A 14,876-nucleotide genomic window follows, 5' to 3' on the forward strand; every position below is an offset into this window, starting at 1 on the left:
AAAGCCTTATCCGATTATTAGGAGAAAAATATCATGGAAATGAAAGAATATATCAGGGAGTTTACCCTGAAGGATATTGTCACCGTCCGTAACCCAAAGGTGGTTGCACTGGGCGGCGGTACTGGCCTGTCCGTTATTCTGAGAGGCCTGAAAAAGTATACCAACCGTCTCACCGCCATTGTAACAGTGGGAGATGACGGCGGAAGCTCCGGGATGCTGCGGCAGGATCTGGGCATTTTACCGCCAGGCGATATAAGGAACTGTATTCTGGCGCTGGCCGACGATGAGAATGTTATGCAGTCTCTGTTCAATTACCGCTTTACCGAAGGCGGACTGGAGGGGCACAACTTTGGGAACCTGTTCCTGGCAGCCATGAACGGTATCAGCAACGACTTCTACGACGCAGTTCGCCGCACCTCAGACGTCCTTCAGATTAAAGGCCGGGTACTGCCTGTCACCCTGGATGACATGACCCTGAACGCCAGCCTGGACAACGGTGAAACCGTCGCAGGCGAATCGCAGATACCAAAGGCGGCCTGCGAAAAGCACTGCCGGATCGAAAAAATCTTTCTGAAGCCAGACAAAATCGAACCTTTGGAGGAGACGCTCGAGGCCATCAAAATGGCGGACATTGTCATTATTGGGCCGGGAAGCCTTTATACAAGTGTTATTCCAAATTTGCTTGTGGATGGAATCGAGTCCGCCATCAAGGAAAACAGAGGGCGCAAATTTTATGTGGGCAATATCATGACGCAGCCTGGGGAAACCGATGGCTATACTCAGTGCGACCACGTCCGCGCCATTGAAGCGCACCTGAAAATAAAAGAGCGCAGGCTTTTTCAGTACTGTGTTTTTAACAGCGGGAATCTGCCCGACTATGTGGCCAGGCAGTATCAAAAATATAACTCCGAAAAAGTGGAAATTGGCGAAATGCTGCCAGAATACCAGTATGTTACCGATGATTTTATCATCGTTGAAAATGGAAGAATCCGCCACGACGCGGACCTTCTGGCAAGACGAATTTTTGAAGCCTATGTAAACAGTAAATAAGGGAAGGAAGATTTGCGTGAGTTTTTCATCAATGATTAAAAAAGACCTCAGCGCCCTGGAGCCTGAATCCGATGGCTGCGCCCGCGCAGAGCTGTCCGGTATGATTGCCTCCACCGCGGTAATCGAGGTCGGTGAAAGATCCCGGATGTCCTTAAGCTTTAAAACAGAAAACCCGGCGGTGGCAGGACGGATTTTCAAGCTCATGAAAAGGCTGTATAGCATTGCGCCAGAGGTATTCATTAAAAAGACCAGAAAATTTAAGGAGCACCGCTACTACACCATTGCTCTTGAAGAAAATGAAAAGGTGCAAAAGGTTTTGAAGGATACCCGTATCCTCAGGCATAACGCTAAAGGAAAAATTTTCTTTACTAATGAAGTGCCCGGCTTGTTTTTATCAAAGCAGCGCTATATTAAAAGCTATATCCGGGGCGTGTTTTTAGCCTGCGGTTCCATCTCAAATCCTGAGAAGACCTATCATCTGGAGCTGGTGTGCCGTCAGAAAACCTATCTGAACAGCCTTCGGGAGCTGATGGAGCAGTATGACATTAAAGCCAGCCTGATCACAAGAAAGGGAAGCGGTGTTCTCTACATGAAGGAAAGCGAGAGTGTCGCTGGATTTTTAAATGTCATCGGCGCCCACAAGGCGCTGCTGGAAATCGAAAATATTCGTATCATCAAAGAAATGCGGAACGGCGTCAACCGCCAGGTGAACTGCGAGACTGCCAATATGAACAAGACAGCAGCGGCAGCCTACGAGCAGATCGACAATATTCTGCTGATCAAGGAAATGACAGGGCTGCATAAGCTCCCCAAAAACCTATTTGAGATGGCGGAGGTCCGGCTGAATTATCCGGAGCTTACAATTAAGGAGCTGGGTGAAAAAATGGACCCGCCGGTAGGAAAATCCGGTGTTTATCACCGCTTAAAAAAGCTTAACCAGATGGCAGAGGAGCTTCGAAACAGCGGGGATAATCAGAAAGCTTAAGGAATAAAAGTTTTCAGTACCGCCTGTCCGTTATTCGATACAAGGGACTTGCTGCCCGGGAAAATAGTCATTATAATAAAAGTGAGCTTGTATTACCGCACAGAAAATTTCACTTTTCCAATCTCTCATTACCTACCTCAAATTTCTTTTCTGTGCGGCTATATCTTTATCGGATTATAAAAATTAAGAGAGAAGCAGGACGCGAGCAGCCGCTCGGCCTGCTTTTTTGTTTTGTGGTGAAAATTTACAAAGGGTTAACGGAGGAATTACCAGGGTACATTAAAAGAGTGATATAATGCCATTAAATTATACAGGAAAGAAGACCATCCTATGAAACAAGAAAAACCCCTGATTATTTTAACTACCAATGATCTGCACGGTGCATTAGTAAGCGGCGCAGGCGTTGTTGGTGCAGACTATACAGCAGCTTTAAAAAGAGACTATAAAGGCGCTCTTTTACTGGACGCCGGCGATGCCATCCAGGGCAGCGCCCTGGCAGCTTTAAGCAAAGGCCGAGATGTTATCGCGCTCATGAACGCAGCGGGCTACGATGCCATGGCCGCCGGGAACCATGAATTTGACTATGGGCTGGATACCCTGCTGACAGACGCGCGCCGCGCCGATTTTCCAATCCTTTCGGCCAACGGTTTCCGGGACGGAAAACCTGTTCTGGCCGGAGAAGCCTACCGCGGCGGTCATAAAATTAATAATGGGGCCTACATCCTGTTAAAGAGACAGGGTGTCAGCGTTGGTATCTTTGGCATAACAACGCCGGAAATAGCTAACGGGACAGGAGAGGCAGAGCCGAAGGAAGTACGTGGGATACACTTTAAAAGCCCGCTGACCACCAGCCGGGAAACTATCAAGAAATTAAAGGAGCTGGGGGCGGAAATTATCATCTGCCTGGCCCATCTCGGAATAGACCCGGGCAGCGCGCCAGAGAACCAGAGTGTTGGTCTGGCGGAAGCCCTGGGAGAAAACAGCGGGCTTGACATCATCATCGACGGACACAGCCATTCTGTCTTTGCCGAAAAAAGAATCAATGGGATTCTCCTGCAGCAAAGCGGAAGCGGAGCCCAGCGTATCGGAAAAATTATGATTGATCCTGTAACGCACAGCGCCAGAGGCAGCTTTTTAGAAGAAGAGACCATTAAAAAAAGCTGCAAACCGGATAAAAAGGTAACAGAGCTTGCAGACTTGCTGGTAAAGAGCCATTCGGCGAAACTGGCGCCAGTGGTGGCAAGGGTTCAGACAGCTCTTTGGGGAGGCACTGTCAATGGGATCAATGAGGCGCGGGTTGCCGAGACGAACCTGGGAGATGCGATTGCCGACGCCATGGCAGACGCGGCAAAGGAACGTTTTAAAAGCCAAATGACCGGCGCCTGTATTTTTGAAGACATGCCTGTCATTGCCCTGCATAACGGAGGCGGTATCCGCGCCAGCCTTCACCGCGGTCAGATAACAGCCGGAGACTGCCTGGATGTACTCCCCTTTGGCAACAGGCTGTATTTCAGAGAGGCGACACCCAGAATCCTGTATCAGGCTTTGGAAAATGGTGTAAGCCGTGTCAGGGGGCAGGACCCAGAGACCGGAAGAATCATTGGCGCTGGCGGCTGTTTCCCGCAGATTTCTGGTATGACCATGGTCTACAGCCCTGACCGCCCCGTCGGAGAACGGGTGATGTCTGTAACGCTGGACTCCGGACAGCTCCTGGATCCTGAGGACGATAAAACGCCTGTGATACTGGTTATCGACGAAGCGAAACTTGACGGCGGCGATGGTTATACCATGCTCATGCACCTTCCAGAACTCGGTGACGCTGGAATTTTAGAAACAGTTTTCAGAGACTGGCTTACCAAAATAACAGAGGAAAAAGGCGCAGTGGAAAGGCCCCCCTCCATCAGCCGGATACAAACAGCCGGGGTCTATCAGCCAAAGCGCTATGACGCGTGTGTTCATATTACACAAGGCAACAGGCCAGCTCCGGGAAAGCATATTGCCGGCTGTATTGATGGGGAAACGCACTTCCAGGCAATTTTGGAAAAAGACAGTATATTACATTTGAGGGGCCTGGCAGACGGACCTCATACCATCAGCATAGATGGCGGAGACGAAGTGCTGGTCAATAATTACAGCGGCGCAGGACTGGCTAAAGATGGCATAGCAGTAAGCGTCACCCTTAAAAAAAAGAGTGGTTGCCAGGAAAAAAATTGCAGAACCCGCAGAAGAACAGCCAGAAAAAAAGAAGGCACTTTGACCCAGCGCTAAAATAAACAACCAGGATACTTTTCTTAAACAAAAGAAAAGACTTCTTTAAACAAAAAGTTGATACCGTTATCTATGGGGTTATTTTGAGCAGAAAGGTTGAAAAAATCAGGCATTAAAGTTAAGATGGAAACAGAACAAAAAAATTGGTTATTAATTCTGAAAGGAAATCAATAAAATGGCAATTACAGATAAAAATACAAAGCATAAAGTAAAGACAAAGGAAGCCTTCAGAAAGGCTTTCATTAAAAAAGTTGAGGAAGTCTCCGGCGAAGATTTCAGTGAGTCTACCACCAGACACCAGTATGAAGCACTGGCAGAGCTGGTGATGGAAGAAATCACAGCGGAGTGGGCTGTAAATAACAGCCGTCTGCATAAAATGGAAGAAAAACAGATTTACTTTTTCTCCATCGAGTTCCTGATTGGCCGATTGTTAAAAGCCTATGTCAACAACCTGGGCTGGGATACCATGGTTGAAGAAACCCTGGATGAGCTGGGGGTTGACTATGAAGCCATTCAGGCAGAGGAACATGACCCTGCACTGGGGAACGGCGGCCTTGGCCGTTTGATGGCATGCTTCTTAGACTCTACAGCCGCGCTCGGTTTTCCGGGCCACGGCAATGGCATCCGCTACAAATACGGTCTCTTTGAGCAGAAAATTATTAACGACGAACAGGTTGAGGTTGCGGACATCTGGCTTAAAAACGGCTATCCCTTCGAAATCGTAAAGCCCGATAAGGCTGTTGTGGTTAAATACAACGGGGATGTGCGTGTAGAAGAGGTAAACGGCAAAATGCAGTTTATCCATGAAAACTACGATCCAGTCCTGGCGGTTCCCTATGATATTCCGGTTAAAGGCTACCGAAATAACACTGTAAACTCACTGCGTTTATGGAGCGCCAAGCCTGTAGAAGATTTTGACCTGTCCACCTTTAACCAGGGACACTTCCTCAAAGCCATGCAGCGCAAATCAGAGGCCGAATCCATCAGCCAGATCCTGTACCCAAGCGACCATGGATTTGAGGGCAAGCTGCTGCGCCTGAAACAGGAATACTTCTTTGTATGCGCGGGCCTCAAACGGATTGTCCGCCGCTATAAGAAGCACAATCATGGCTCTATGGACGGCTTTCCGGATAAAATCTGTATCCACATTAACGACACGCACCCGGCGCTCTGTGTGCCAGAGCTCATGCGTATTTTAGTGGATGAGGAAGGCTATGACTGGGATGTTGCCTGGGATATGACCATTAAGTCCATCAGCTTTACAAACCATACCGTATTACCCGAAGCCCTTGAAAAATGGCCGATTGATATGGTACAGAAGTTGCTGCCCCGCGTTTACCAGATCATTGAAGAAATTAACCGCCGTTTTATCAACGATATGAACTGGTTCTATCCAGATCAGGTTGACCGTAACTACAGCATGGCTATTTTAAAAGACGGCCAGGTTCATATGGCACATTTGGCCATTATCGGCAGCCACTCCGTCAATGGTGTGGCAGAGCTGCACAGCAAGATCCTGCGGGAGGAAACCTTTAAGGATTTTTACGCGGTGTTCCCAGACCGCTTTACCTCTGTTACCAATGGGGTAACCCAGCGCCGTTTTATGATGGGCAGCAATCCGGGACTAAAAACCCTGCTGGATGATACCATCGGTACAGACTGGAAAAAGCCTGGCAATATGTGCAGCCTCGAAGCGCTGCTGCCTTATGCGCAGGACGCGGCGTTCTGCCAGAAGCTGGGAGACATAAAGCACGCCAATAAGGAACGGCTGGCTAAGTATATCAAGGAAACCCAGGGTATTGTCCTGAACCCGGATTCTATTTTTGACGTACAGGTCAAGCGTATCCATGAATATAAACGCCAGCTCTTAAATATTCTGCACGTCATTCTGACTTACAATCAGCTGCGCTCCAATCCGAATGCCGATATCGTACCAAAGACCTATATTTTCGCGGGCAAGGCAGCGCCCTCCTACGTATATGCGAAGGAAGTTATCCGCCTGATTAACGTGGTTGCAGACCGCGTCAACAATGACCCGCTGGTTAAGGATAAGCTCAAGGTTGTCTTTGTACCAAACTTTAACGTGTCCGTGGCAGAGCTCATCTACCCTGCGGCAGAGATCTCAGAACAAATTTCAACCGCCGGTAAAGAAGCCTCCGGTACAGGCAATATGAAATTCATGATGAACGGCGCCCTGACCCTTGGCACTATGGACGGCGCCAATGTCGAAATCGCTGAGGCTGTGGGAATGGACAATGTCTTTACCTTTGGCCTGTCCGATACAGAGGTGTACAATTATAATACCCATGGCGGCTACCGCTCATTGGAAGTCTACGAGTCCGATTCCCGCCTGCAGGAAATCCTTGGACAGCTGATCAGCGGTTTCTTTGGGGAAAGCGCGGGCTTCCAGATGATTTACGACTCCCTGCTGCTGCACAATGATACCTATTTTGTCCTGAAAGATTTTGCCCCGTATGTCGATATTCAGGATATCGTCAGCAACGTCTACAGAGACCAGAAGCAATGGCAGAAAATGTCTGCCATCAATATTGCCCACTCTGGAATCTTCTCAAGCGACCGCTCTATTGAGGATTACGAGAAACGGGTTTGGAAAGTTAAATAAGCATTAAAAAGAAAGCTGCCGTATCAGCGCAAAGACACTGATCGGCGGCTTTTTAAATTGGCTTAAAGCGTGGCTTTTAAGAAAAAATCTTGACAAAAACTTGAATAATACCCGATAAAAATTAAGTTATAATATAAAGCAGAGAACGATTTAATAAAGGAGTCCTATTATGAAAAAAATATTCCCAGAACGGTTTAAGGGGCAGGTCATCGTGTTAACAGGCGCTGCGCGCGGTATTGGAAAAGCCACAGCATTGAGGGCAGCAAGAGAAGGCGCAAGGCTGGTTCTGACAGACCGTCTTGAAAAGGAAGGTAGCGAAGTACTAAAGGCTGTGACAGAGGAAGGCGGCGAAGCGATTTTCCTGTGCCTGGATCTGTCGATTGAGGAAAACGCCCGGAAAATGGTGGAGGAGGCTGTAAAAGCCTATGGCCGGATTGACATCGCCATCAACAATGCCGGTGTGATGGGAAATCCAGACCCTGTGCACGCCCTGACAAAGGAGCAGATGGATTATACCATGGCCAATAATTTTTATTCGGTTTTTTACAGCTGTAAATATGAGCTTCAGCAGTTTATGAAACAGAAAAAAGGCGGCGCTGTCGTCAACAATGCGTCCATCGCAGGGCTGACTGGTTTGCCGGGCAACCCTGCCTATGTAGCATCCAAACACGCGGTAAACGGGCTGACCAAAAATCTGGCATTGGATTACGCGCGCTTTGGTATCCGTGTCAATTCCGTCAATCCGGCGGGTACAGATACGCCAATGGTGAAGGAAGCATATGAATTTGTCATGCAGAAACAGAAGGAAGCACAGGCGAACGGCGTCTCTGAACAGGAAGCGCAGTCCATGGCAGGCCAGAAAACAGAATCCATGCTCAAACGCGACGCACTGGCGGAGGAACAGGCAGCTTCCATTTTATTTTTGGCGTCTGACGACGCAAGCCATATGACCGGGGAAATCGTGGCCACTGACGGAGGATGGACGTCATTTTAAAAGCACAAAATTCATGTGAACAGCCTAAAGTCGTGACGAACGGTATTTTTTATACCGGATCAAAATGATATAATTGAAGCAATACTTATATATGGACAGCGCATTAAAAACGTTGCCGGAAGAGGAAGAGAAATATGAAGCAGGATGCCGTAGAGCTGACACGTATGATTATGCGAAAGCATTATGAAAGAGATCTGGATTTTGTGATTGAGCAGATGGCAGAAGATATTATGTGGATCGGTCCCCTTAAAAGCCAGTTTATCAACGGCCTGGATAACTTTAAAGAAATACTGGAGATTGAGCAGGGGATTCCTTTTCAGGTCAAAGACGACGTTTATGAGCTTGTTGGGGAAAGCGAGGAGGGCTGTGTTGTCAGCGGAAAATATACCGTTTATAACGAGGGCGTCCAGAACTACATTATGCTGGCTGAGCAGCGCTGCACCTTTGTGTACCGCAGGCAGGAGGGAAGGCTGCTTGCCATACATATCCATGTATCCAATACGGCAGACAATCTGCTGATTGGCGATGAGAAATATTTCCCCTTTAAAGCTGGCCGTGAAAATTATGAGTATATGCAAAAGCTGATCCAGGAAAAGATCGGCAAAGAGAAGAAGGTCTGCTTTAAAGGTTTGAACAAAGAAGAATACTTTGTGGACATCAACCAGATCATTTACATAGAGGCCGGACACCGTAAGAGCAGGCTGCAATGTGCAGATAAGGCCATGAATATCCGGGTGCCCATCGGAGAAATTGAGACAGAGCTGCCTGAACAGTTTATCAGAATTCACCGCAGCTACATCATCAATCTGGATTATGTATTAAACGTACAGTACCGTGAAATAAATATGTACGATGGCAGTACCCTGCCAGTTCCAGAAAAGCGCTATCCACAGGTACTTAAGAGCATACAGGATTATCATGAGAACCACTCATACCGTTAATGCTGTAATAAATTATGATAAAAAATCAAAAAAAGCAGCTCCTCTGTCTAAACGTGGAGCTGCTTTTTTATAAGAATTATTTGACATGATTATAAAATGTTTTACTGTAACATAACTATTATTTTATTATTAAACATCGTTTGTATAGATTTTGATCGCCAGTCGTTTATATTTTTAGTATCAATATCAGCTTTTAAAAGCGAGATGTTATTTTCCATGTTACCAGTTTTCAGATTGTATAAATCAGCATGATATATAAAGTCACCTTTGAATACAAAATAGCCGAAGAAATTATATTGTTTTATCTGATTACGGTTGTAACTCAGTTTACCGGTGTAAAGATAATTTCCAGGTACGGAAAAGCCGACAGACTCCAGTTCGTCGAGAAGCGAATTTTTACCGCTGGCAGATAACCGTGATTTCATAGAATCTAAAGTTTCAATTGGTGGGGGTGATATAAATCGCTGATCATATAGGAATATATACATACACAAGTTCTGATACATCATGCTTTCATAGAGATCAGGATGAAACATAGACACTCCGGAGGAATACCGTACTCGTTCTTCACACTGTTTAAAAAAAACTTTTGGATCAAAAACAACAAAACAATCATATGCATATGTTTTTCCGTCAATCAGGTTGATATCCTTTCCGTCGGGAAGTTTCATGCTTGTATCATAGGCTTCGCATTTTTTAATGAATTTTTGAAACTGTCCTCTCATCTGCTCTATTGCGTAATCATATCGATGGTCTGTGTTATTGCTCTGCATATAGCACATGCTTATCATATAGGCCTTCAGGTAGAGTGAGGTGGTATAGGCCAGAAAACGGGATTTAGCAGGAATGGTTTGAGAGGACCAGTTATAGCGTGAATTATAAAGATTCACATAGACATCTAAAGTGCTGTCGCTTTCCATGACATTATCACCGAGAATGGATTTTCCGAAAGCCAGAGTGTCTCTTGCAAAGGTATCGCCGCCGCCGGCGCTGTATGCAACCGTATTATTAATCTCATTAACATAGGTGTGATATTCAGTGGATTCAGTGTCTGTGACCTCCATTAGTTTAGCAAGTACATCATTTTCCGGGCTATTGACTTTGTTAACAGTCCAGGCAAGACTGTCCGCCTCTTTTCCGAATGCGGAAACCTTATCTCGCATTTCCGTATCTTTGATATGATTTATCAGGTCTTTGAGTTCCTGGCTGATGGCGTCAGTTTTTCGACTGATCTCAGCAACTTCAGCGTTCAGTGCTACCAAATTATCTCTAATTTCGCCCATTCCACTGGAGGATAAAGCATCACCGCCGAGGCCCAGGATTCCGGCAATTCCCGCCAGAGGGGATCCTGTGACAAAGGAATTGACAATGCTTAGTATTTTAGAAGTGTATACGAATGATTTTGCGACAATATCTTGTGCCGACGCATTTGAAGCTAACAGTTCATCGTCTGAAGCATCACTTTCATATACGACCATGGCGTATTCAGAAGCCTGCACGGGGACCCCGTAGGCGTCAGTAACACAGTTTGTATCCAGATAAAGCCTTTGCGAGTAGGCCCAGTAGGCAAAAAACATTTCAAGCCCTTCATCATCCTCAGCCCAGTTGGGGAGCACAGGATCATCAATTGTCACTGTAAAGCTGAAGCGATTATTTGAACCGTCCATGATCTTTAAAGGTGAGACACTGACACCAGGATGCGGCTCGTCGGCGAGAGCGACGGCTCCCTGTGTTAAATCAACACTGCCATTGAGCGAGCTGACACGGCCAGTAAACTCAGCCGTGGCCTGAGTCTCTTTTTCAGAGCTGCGCACCGCATTCGCCAGAATTAAATCGGTGCTGATTCGTTCTTCTTCAAGCTTGAGCGGCAGCGTCAGGCTGTCACAATTAAGGGCAGCACTGTCAATGGTCATCGTAGTGCCGCGCAGCGCATTCATGACGTCCGTCTTGCTCTCCGCACCATTGACACGTACTTCCAGAAGCCCATCCCTGCTGGAAAGAGTTGAGGGAATGGTCAGGTTAACCGGCTGGATGGCTGGATCATCAAAGGTAAAGGCTGACGCGTCCGCCGTTTGGGAGAACTGTGCAGTGTCGACGCTGAATTGCAGAACAGCCGTATCGTCTTTGTTAAGGTGCACATTGTCAGTGCCTTCCGCAAAATACGGCAGCGGAGAGGAGACATCAACCATCAGACGCCCTTGCTTTTCGCCGTCCTGTTTAAAGCAGTTTTTGCTAAGCTCAAGCAGCCCGTTGCTCTCATCCTCTTTATCCAAAGTTCCAGTGAGACTCAACGCTAACGTATGCTCGTCCAGAAGAGTGATTGTATCAATTCTGGCATTTTCAAAAGCATTTTTCAGGACAATATCCTCAGCCTTCACAGCGTCAGAAAATGGGTCACTTTGGCTGGAAATAACAATATCGAAAAAGGCAGCGCCAGCGGCGACAGAGCTGTTAGTCTGAAGCGCTTCATATGTAATTTCAGACAGCTCAACCAACTCGACAGAACCAATGGTGACAGTGGTAGAAAGTACTTCTGTGCTCTCGTTTACTGTCAGATCGCTGCTAACAGAATAAGAGATGCTCTCTACTTCATCAGACAAAGAAGTATCCGTATCACTTTCCTCCTCGGCGTAAACGGGATTTGGAAAAGCCGTCAGCAGAAGCTGTGTTGTCAACAGCAGGCAGAGCGCAATCGAGAATACCATCTGCCCCTTTCTTCTTTTGCAGAGCCAAACAGCAAAGACGATCAATGCAGCGGTTAGGGCAATACCAATGCCGATAGTACCCGGTGCTCCTGTTACAGGATTTGAAGGGATGCTGGAGAGTGACACAGGGATCACAGAGCTTTTGTCGCCAACCTGTATTGTAAAGCTGTGAAGGATTTTTTGTCCGGCGGCGATTTTATCATAGGTTCTTGTGGTACTTTCAGAATACAGCCCCTCAGGGAGAGTGGTCTCAAGGGTTACATTCATTAAATCAGCGTTTGTCTGGTTGTCCAGCTCTAAGGTTGCTGTTACCTGGTCGCCATCCTTTACAGATTCTTTATTAAAATAAAGCTGTGTGTGAGGATACCCTTCGGGAGGCCCGGTATCCGAATCCTGAGCAAAAACTGAAAAATTCCCCAGCACCAAAAAGATAAAAAGCATAGAAATCGTTGACAAAATTTTTTTGAACTTTTTCATTTAAAAACACATCCTTTATAATTTATAAAATATTTTCAAAACGTTACTTTTTCAAAATTATCTGTTGACAGACAATCGAGATTCACAAAATTTTTATCGAATTGAGCCGTGCAGGCAGAGAGCCGATGTGGTGGCCGCCGAGGTGGCCGTGCATAGCCATTGAGAGAATTGCTGTCTGAGGTCTGGGCTAAAGCAGGCATACTCCAAAGCATTAAGAACAAAAGAAGCATGGAGATTGTTGACAGAGCAGTTTTAAATTTTTTCATTTTAAAGCACATCCTTTCATATTATGTTTGGCACCATTTTAACACAGGATTTTTTTCGCACAAGTGTTTTAAATAAAATTAAAGAATATGCTTTTGTTTAGTGTTATGGTTTAAAAAACAGGAAAAATGAACAGAACAGTTATTTCAGGCTATAGGCCAATAATAAACAGGTTGTCACAGTGGTGTCAACAATGGTGCGTGAAAAAGTTTTATATTCGTTTCAAAATAAGTTTTTTACTGTTATACTCAAAAACCAGGCATGAAAAGATAAGCGTCAAAGATGACAGGAGGAATTTATATGAAAAAGTTTTACACACGAGAACTTCACAGGTTAAGTATAGGGTTGCTGATCATACTTACGCTGTTGTTCGCGTTTTTATTAAATACTGCCGTTCAGGCAGAAGAACAGGAGTTACTAAAAGCGAAACAGGTGATTTATACCTTTGATATACCCGATGGAAGTTTAGACGACCGGGATGTTGCGTTAGGAACCAGCCAGGAGCAGCTAGACCTCCCTTCCAGCCTGATTGCTAGGGTAAAAAACGCCGAAAAGGAGCAGAAGTTCGAGGTACCAGTCACCTGGACAGCCCATCCCCAGTATGACAGGGACGCTCCGGGAGAATACCGGTTCACCGCAATACCAGCAGAGGAATATACACTGGCAGATCATCTTACGCCCCCGGGTGTTACAGTAACTGTAAATGAAGCGGAGGTGGATGATCCTAAAGCAGTTGATGAGAGGGAAGATGTGCGATTTAAAGAGGAAAAATCGGAAGATCGGAGTCGCTCCAATCAACCTTTCTCATTTGATATCGCCAGTGGAAGTGTTGTCATTGAGCCTGATACGACAGGCCAATCAGATATTCAGGTCACACAGGGCAGTACAGTCACACGTGGGATCGACTCATCAGATACGATTGAGCTTTACAGCACCTCCGGCGCCACCGTTAATCATTTCGTCATGGTGAAAGGCGGGATCGAGACGAATGTTGCTGCAAATGGTATTAACATTAAATCACCCAGCGGAGACGGCTTTTCCATTACTGAGAATTCGACTGTTACACTTACGCTTGTTGGAAATAACTATGTTCAACCATCAGGCTCCTATTATGCGGGAATATTAGTGCGTGTCGGAAGCTCACTCACTATTGAAGATGGAGGCAATGGTTTTATTGAGGCCAGAGGAGGAAACTACAGTGCAGCCATAGGAGGTGCCTCGTCATATGATGGTACAGGTAGTGGTGACATAACAATAAACAGCGGGACAATTAATTGTTATGCGGGAAAATGGAATGCCATTTTGGGAGGTGATGATGCAAATATAACAATAAATGGTGGAAAGGTAAATATTACTAATACTAATAGTAATTTTGATAAAAAAGGAATTTCAGCAGATACGCTGGTTTTAAATGGAGGGACTGTCTCGGCCGATGGGTACAGAAACCGTAGTATAGAATGCAGCAAAGCAATTATAAACGGAGGAAGTCTGTATGTAAATTCCTCAATATCAGGAACTTTTATCAACAGCGCAGGTCTCCCAGTGTCCCAGAATCGAATTGACGCAAGCTCTGTTTATGGACCGAATGAAATGGTAAAAGCAGGTGAGCTTGACGTCCTGATGGCCAGGCTCCACACGGCACAGGTACCGAATGCTTACTCTAACCTTTACGGCGTCAGGGATGTCTATACCGATTCAAGCGCAAGTGTATATTTATGGCTGCCCCGGGTTAATATGCCGCTCACCGATATTGAAGATCCATCTTCCGTAAAGGACTATGATAACAGCGGACTGCCGGAGAGGATAACCGCCAAATATCTAAGTACGCCAGTCACTTTAAAGCTCTTAAACCCCGATGATTATTCATCATCGGCAGTTTATCAATGGCAATTGAACGGAAAAGATATAGAGGGCGCAACAGCACAGACTCTGGAAGCAAAAGACATTGGTACATATACACTAAATATAACGGACGGAGGTTCTGTTTCCAGCTATCGTCAAATCATATTTTCCGCTGTCTATACGCTTGCCTTTGACAGTAACGGAGGCAAGGGCGTGATGCCGGACCAGACAAAAAATTACGGCGAAGAGCTGCCATTGAACCCAAATGAATATACCAAAACCGGCTACACCTTTAGCGGCTGGAAAGAATTGAAAAGTGGAGCTGTTTATCCCGATAAAGCCACACTAACCGAAGATTTTACAGTCATAGATGGCGAAGTAGTCAAATTATATGCCCAGTGGCGTGCAAATAACTATAACGTCAAATTCGACGGGAACACCGCCGATGGCGGCATCATGGCCGATCAGGCCATGACCTATGACGAGGCGGCCAGTCTGGCGAGCAACAGCTATACCAAGACCGGCTACACCTTTACGGGCTGGAACACCCAGGGCGACGGCAGCGGAACTGCCTATGGCGATGGTGAGAAGGTTAAAAATCTGACCACAGCCGATGGCGAAGTAGTCAAGCTGTATGCTCAGTGGCGTGCCAACAAGTACAGCATCCAATTCGACGGCAACACCGCCGATGGCGGCAGCATGGCCGATCAGGCCATGACCTATGACG

General features: G+C 46.3%; 9 protein-coding genes. 7 read left to right on the top strand and 2 right to left on the bottom strand.

Translation table 11 applies throughout. The annotated features are described in order from the left end of the window. The first annotated feature begins 33 nt into the window (after positions 1 to 33). The 6 genes from BUC22_RS06285 to BUC22_RS06310 all read left to right on the top strand — a co-directional run bounded on the left by BUC22_RS06285 (position 34) and on the right by BUC22_RS06310 (position 8,861). Positions 34 to 1,050: a gluconeogenesis factor YvcK family protein gene (locus tag BUC22_RS06285; RefSeq protein ID WP_013379474.1), complete on the top strand. Its 1,017-nt coding sequence runs from the start codon at positions 34 to 36 to the stop codon at positions 1,048 to 1,050. A 16-nt stretch (positions 1,051 to 1,066) separates the two neighbouring features. Continuing rightward, positions 1,067 to 2,035 carry a DNA-binding protein WhiA gene (gene whiA / locus BUC22_RS06290; RefSeq protein WP_013379475.1) on the top strand — a complete coding sequence of 323 codons (969 nt, stop codon included), beginning with the start codon at positions 1,067 to 1,069 and terminating at the stop codon, positions 2,033 to 2,035. Between the two features lie 330 nt (positions 2,036 to 2,365). Continuing rightward, complete coding sequence (locus BUC22_RS06295; protein WP_013379476.1) at positions 2,366 to 4,303, top strand: bifunctional metallophosphatase/5'-nucleotidase; 1,938 nt, start codon at positions 2,366 to 2,368, stop codon at positions 4,301 to 4,303. Positions 4,304 to 4,478: 175 nt separating this feature from the next. Beyond that, positions 4,479 to 6,926, top strand: a complete 2,448-nt coding sequence (locus tag BUC22_RS06300) for a glycogen/starch/alpha-glucan phosphorylase (protein ID WP_013379477.1) — start codon at positions 4,479 to 4,481, stop codon at positions 6,924 to 6,926. A 169-nt stretch (positions 6,927 to 7,095) separates the two neighbouring features. Beyond that, positions 7,096 to 7,920 (top strand): SDR family NAD(P)-dependent oxidoreductase, encoded by an 825-nt coding sequence (locus tag BUC22_RS06305; RefSeq protein ID WP_013379478.1) that lies wholly within the window; start codon positions 7,096 to 7,098, stop codon positions 7,918 to 7,920. A 134-nt stretch (positions 7,921 to 8,054) separates the two neighbouring features. Beyond that, positions 8,055 to 8,861, top strand: a complete 807-nt coding sequence (locus BUC22_RS06310) for a LytTR family transcriptional regulator (protein ID WP_013379479.1) — start codon at positions 8,055 to 8,057, stop codon at positions 8,859 to 8,861. A gap of 101 nt (positions 8,862 to 8,962) precedes the next feature. Here BUC22_RS06310 and BUC22_RS06315 read toward each other — a convergent pair whose 3' ends face one another. After that, positions 8,963 to 12,043 (bottom strand): COG1470 family protein, encoded by a 3,081-nt coding sequence (locus BUC22_RS06315; RefSeq protein ID WP_073382612.1) that lies wholly within the window; start codon positions 12,041 to 12,043, stop codon positions 8,963 to 8,965. A 35-nt stretch (positions 12,044 to 12,078) separates the two neighbouring features. Beyond that, a complete protein-coding gene (locus BUC22_RS21420; RefSeq protein ID WP_013379482.1) occupies positions 12,079 to 12,309 on the bottom strand; it encodes a hypothetical protein in 231 nt (76 codons plus the stop codon). Between the two features lie 298 nt (positions 12,310 to 12,607). Here BUC22_RS21420 and BUC22_RS21735 point away from each other — a divergent pair. Continuing rightward, the coding region (locus BUC22_RS21735; protein WP_200805536.1) for an InlB B-repeat-containing protein at positions 12,608 to 14,876 on the top strand (2,269 nt) is incomplete at its 3' end.

The organism is Eubacterium callanderi, from assembly GCF_900142645.1.
Lineage (GTDB): Bacteria > Bacillota > Clostridia > Eubacteriales > Eubacteriaceae > Eubacterium > Eubacterium callanderi.

What these genes read in the sequence shown, in the direction of transcription:
- BUC22_RS06310 (WP_013379479.1), top strand. Translation starts at nt 8,055, where the DNA reads ATGAAGCAGGATGCCGTAGAGCTGACACGTATGATTATGCGAAAGCAT.
- BUC22_RS06295 (WP_013379476.1), top strand. Translation starts at nt 2,366, where the DNA reads ATGAAACAAGAAAAACCCCTGATTATTTTAACTACCAATGATCTGCAC.
- BUC22_RS21420 (WP_013379482.1), bottom strand. Translation starts at nt 12,309, where the DNA reads ATGAAAAAATTTAAAACTGCTCTGTCAACAATCTCCATGCTTCTTTTG.
- BUC22_RS06315 (WP_073382612.1), bottom strand. Translation starts at nt 12,043, where the DNA reads ATGAAAAAGTTCAAAAAAATTTTGTCAACGATTTCTATGCTTTTTATC.
- BUC22_RS06285 (WP_013379474.1), top strand. Translation starts at nt 34, where the DNA reads ATGGAAATGAAAGAATATATCAGGGAGTTTACCCTGAAGGATATTGTC.
- BUC22_RS06300 (WP_013379477.1), top strand. Translation starts at nt 4,479, where the DNA reads ATGGCAATTACAGATAAAAATACAAAGCATAAAGTAAAGACAAAGGAA.
- BUC22_RS06305 (WP_013379478.1), top strand. Translation starts at nt 7,096, where the DNA reads ATGAAAAAAATATTCCCAGAACGGTTTAAGGGGCAGGTCATCGTGTTA.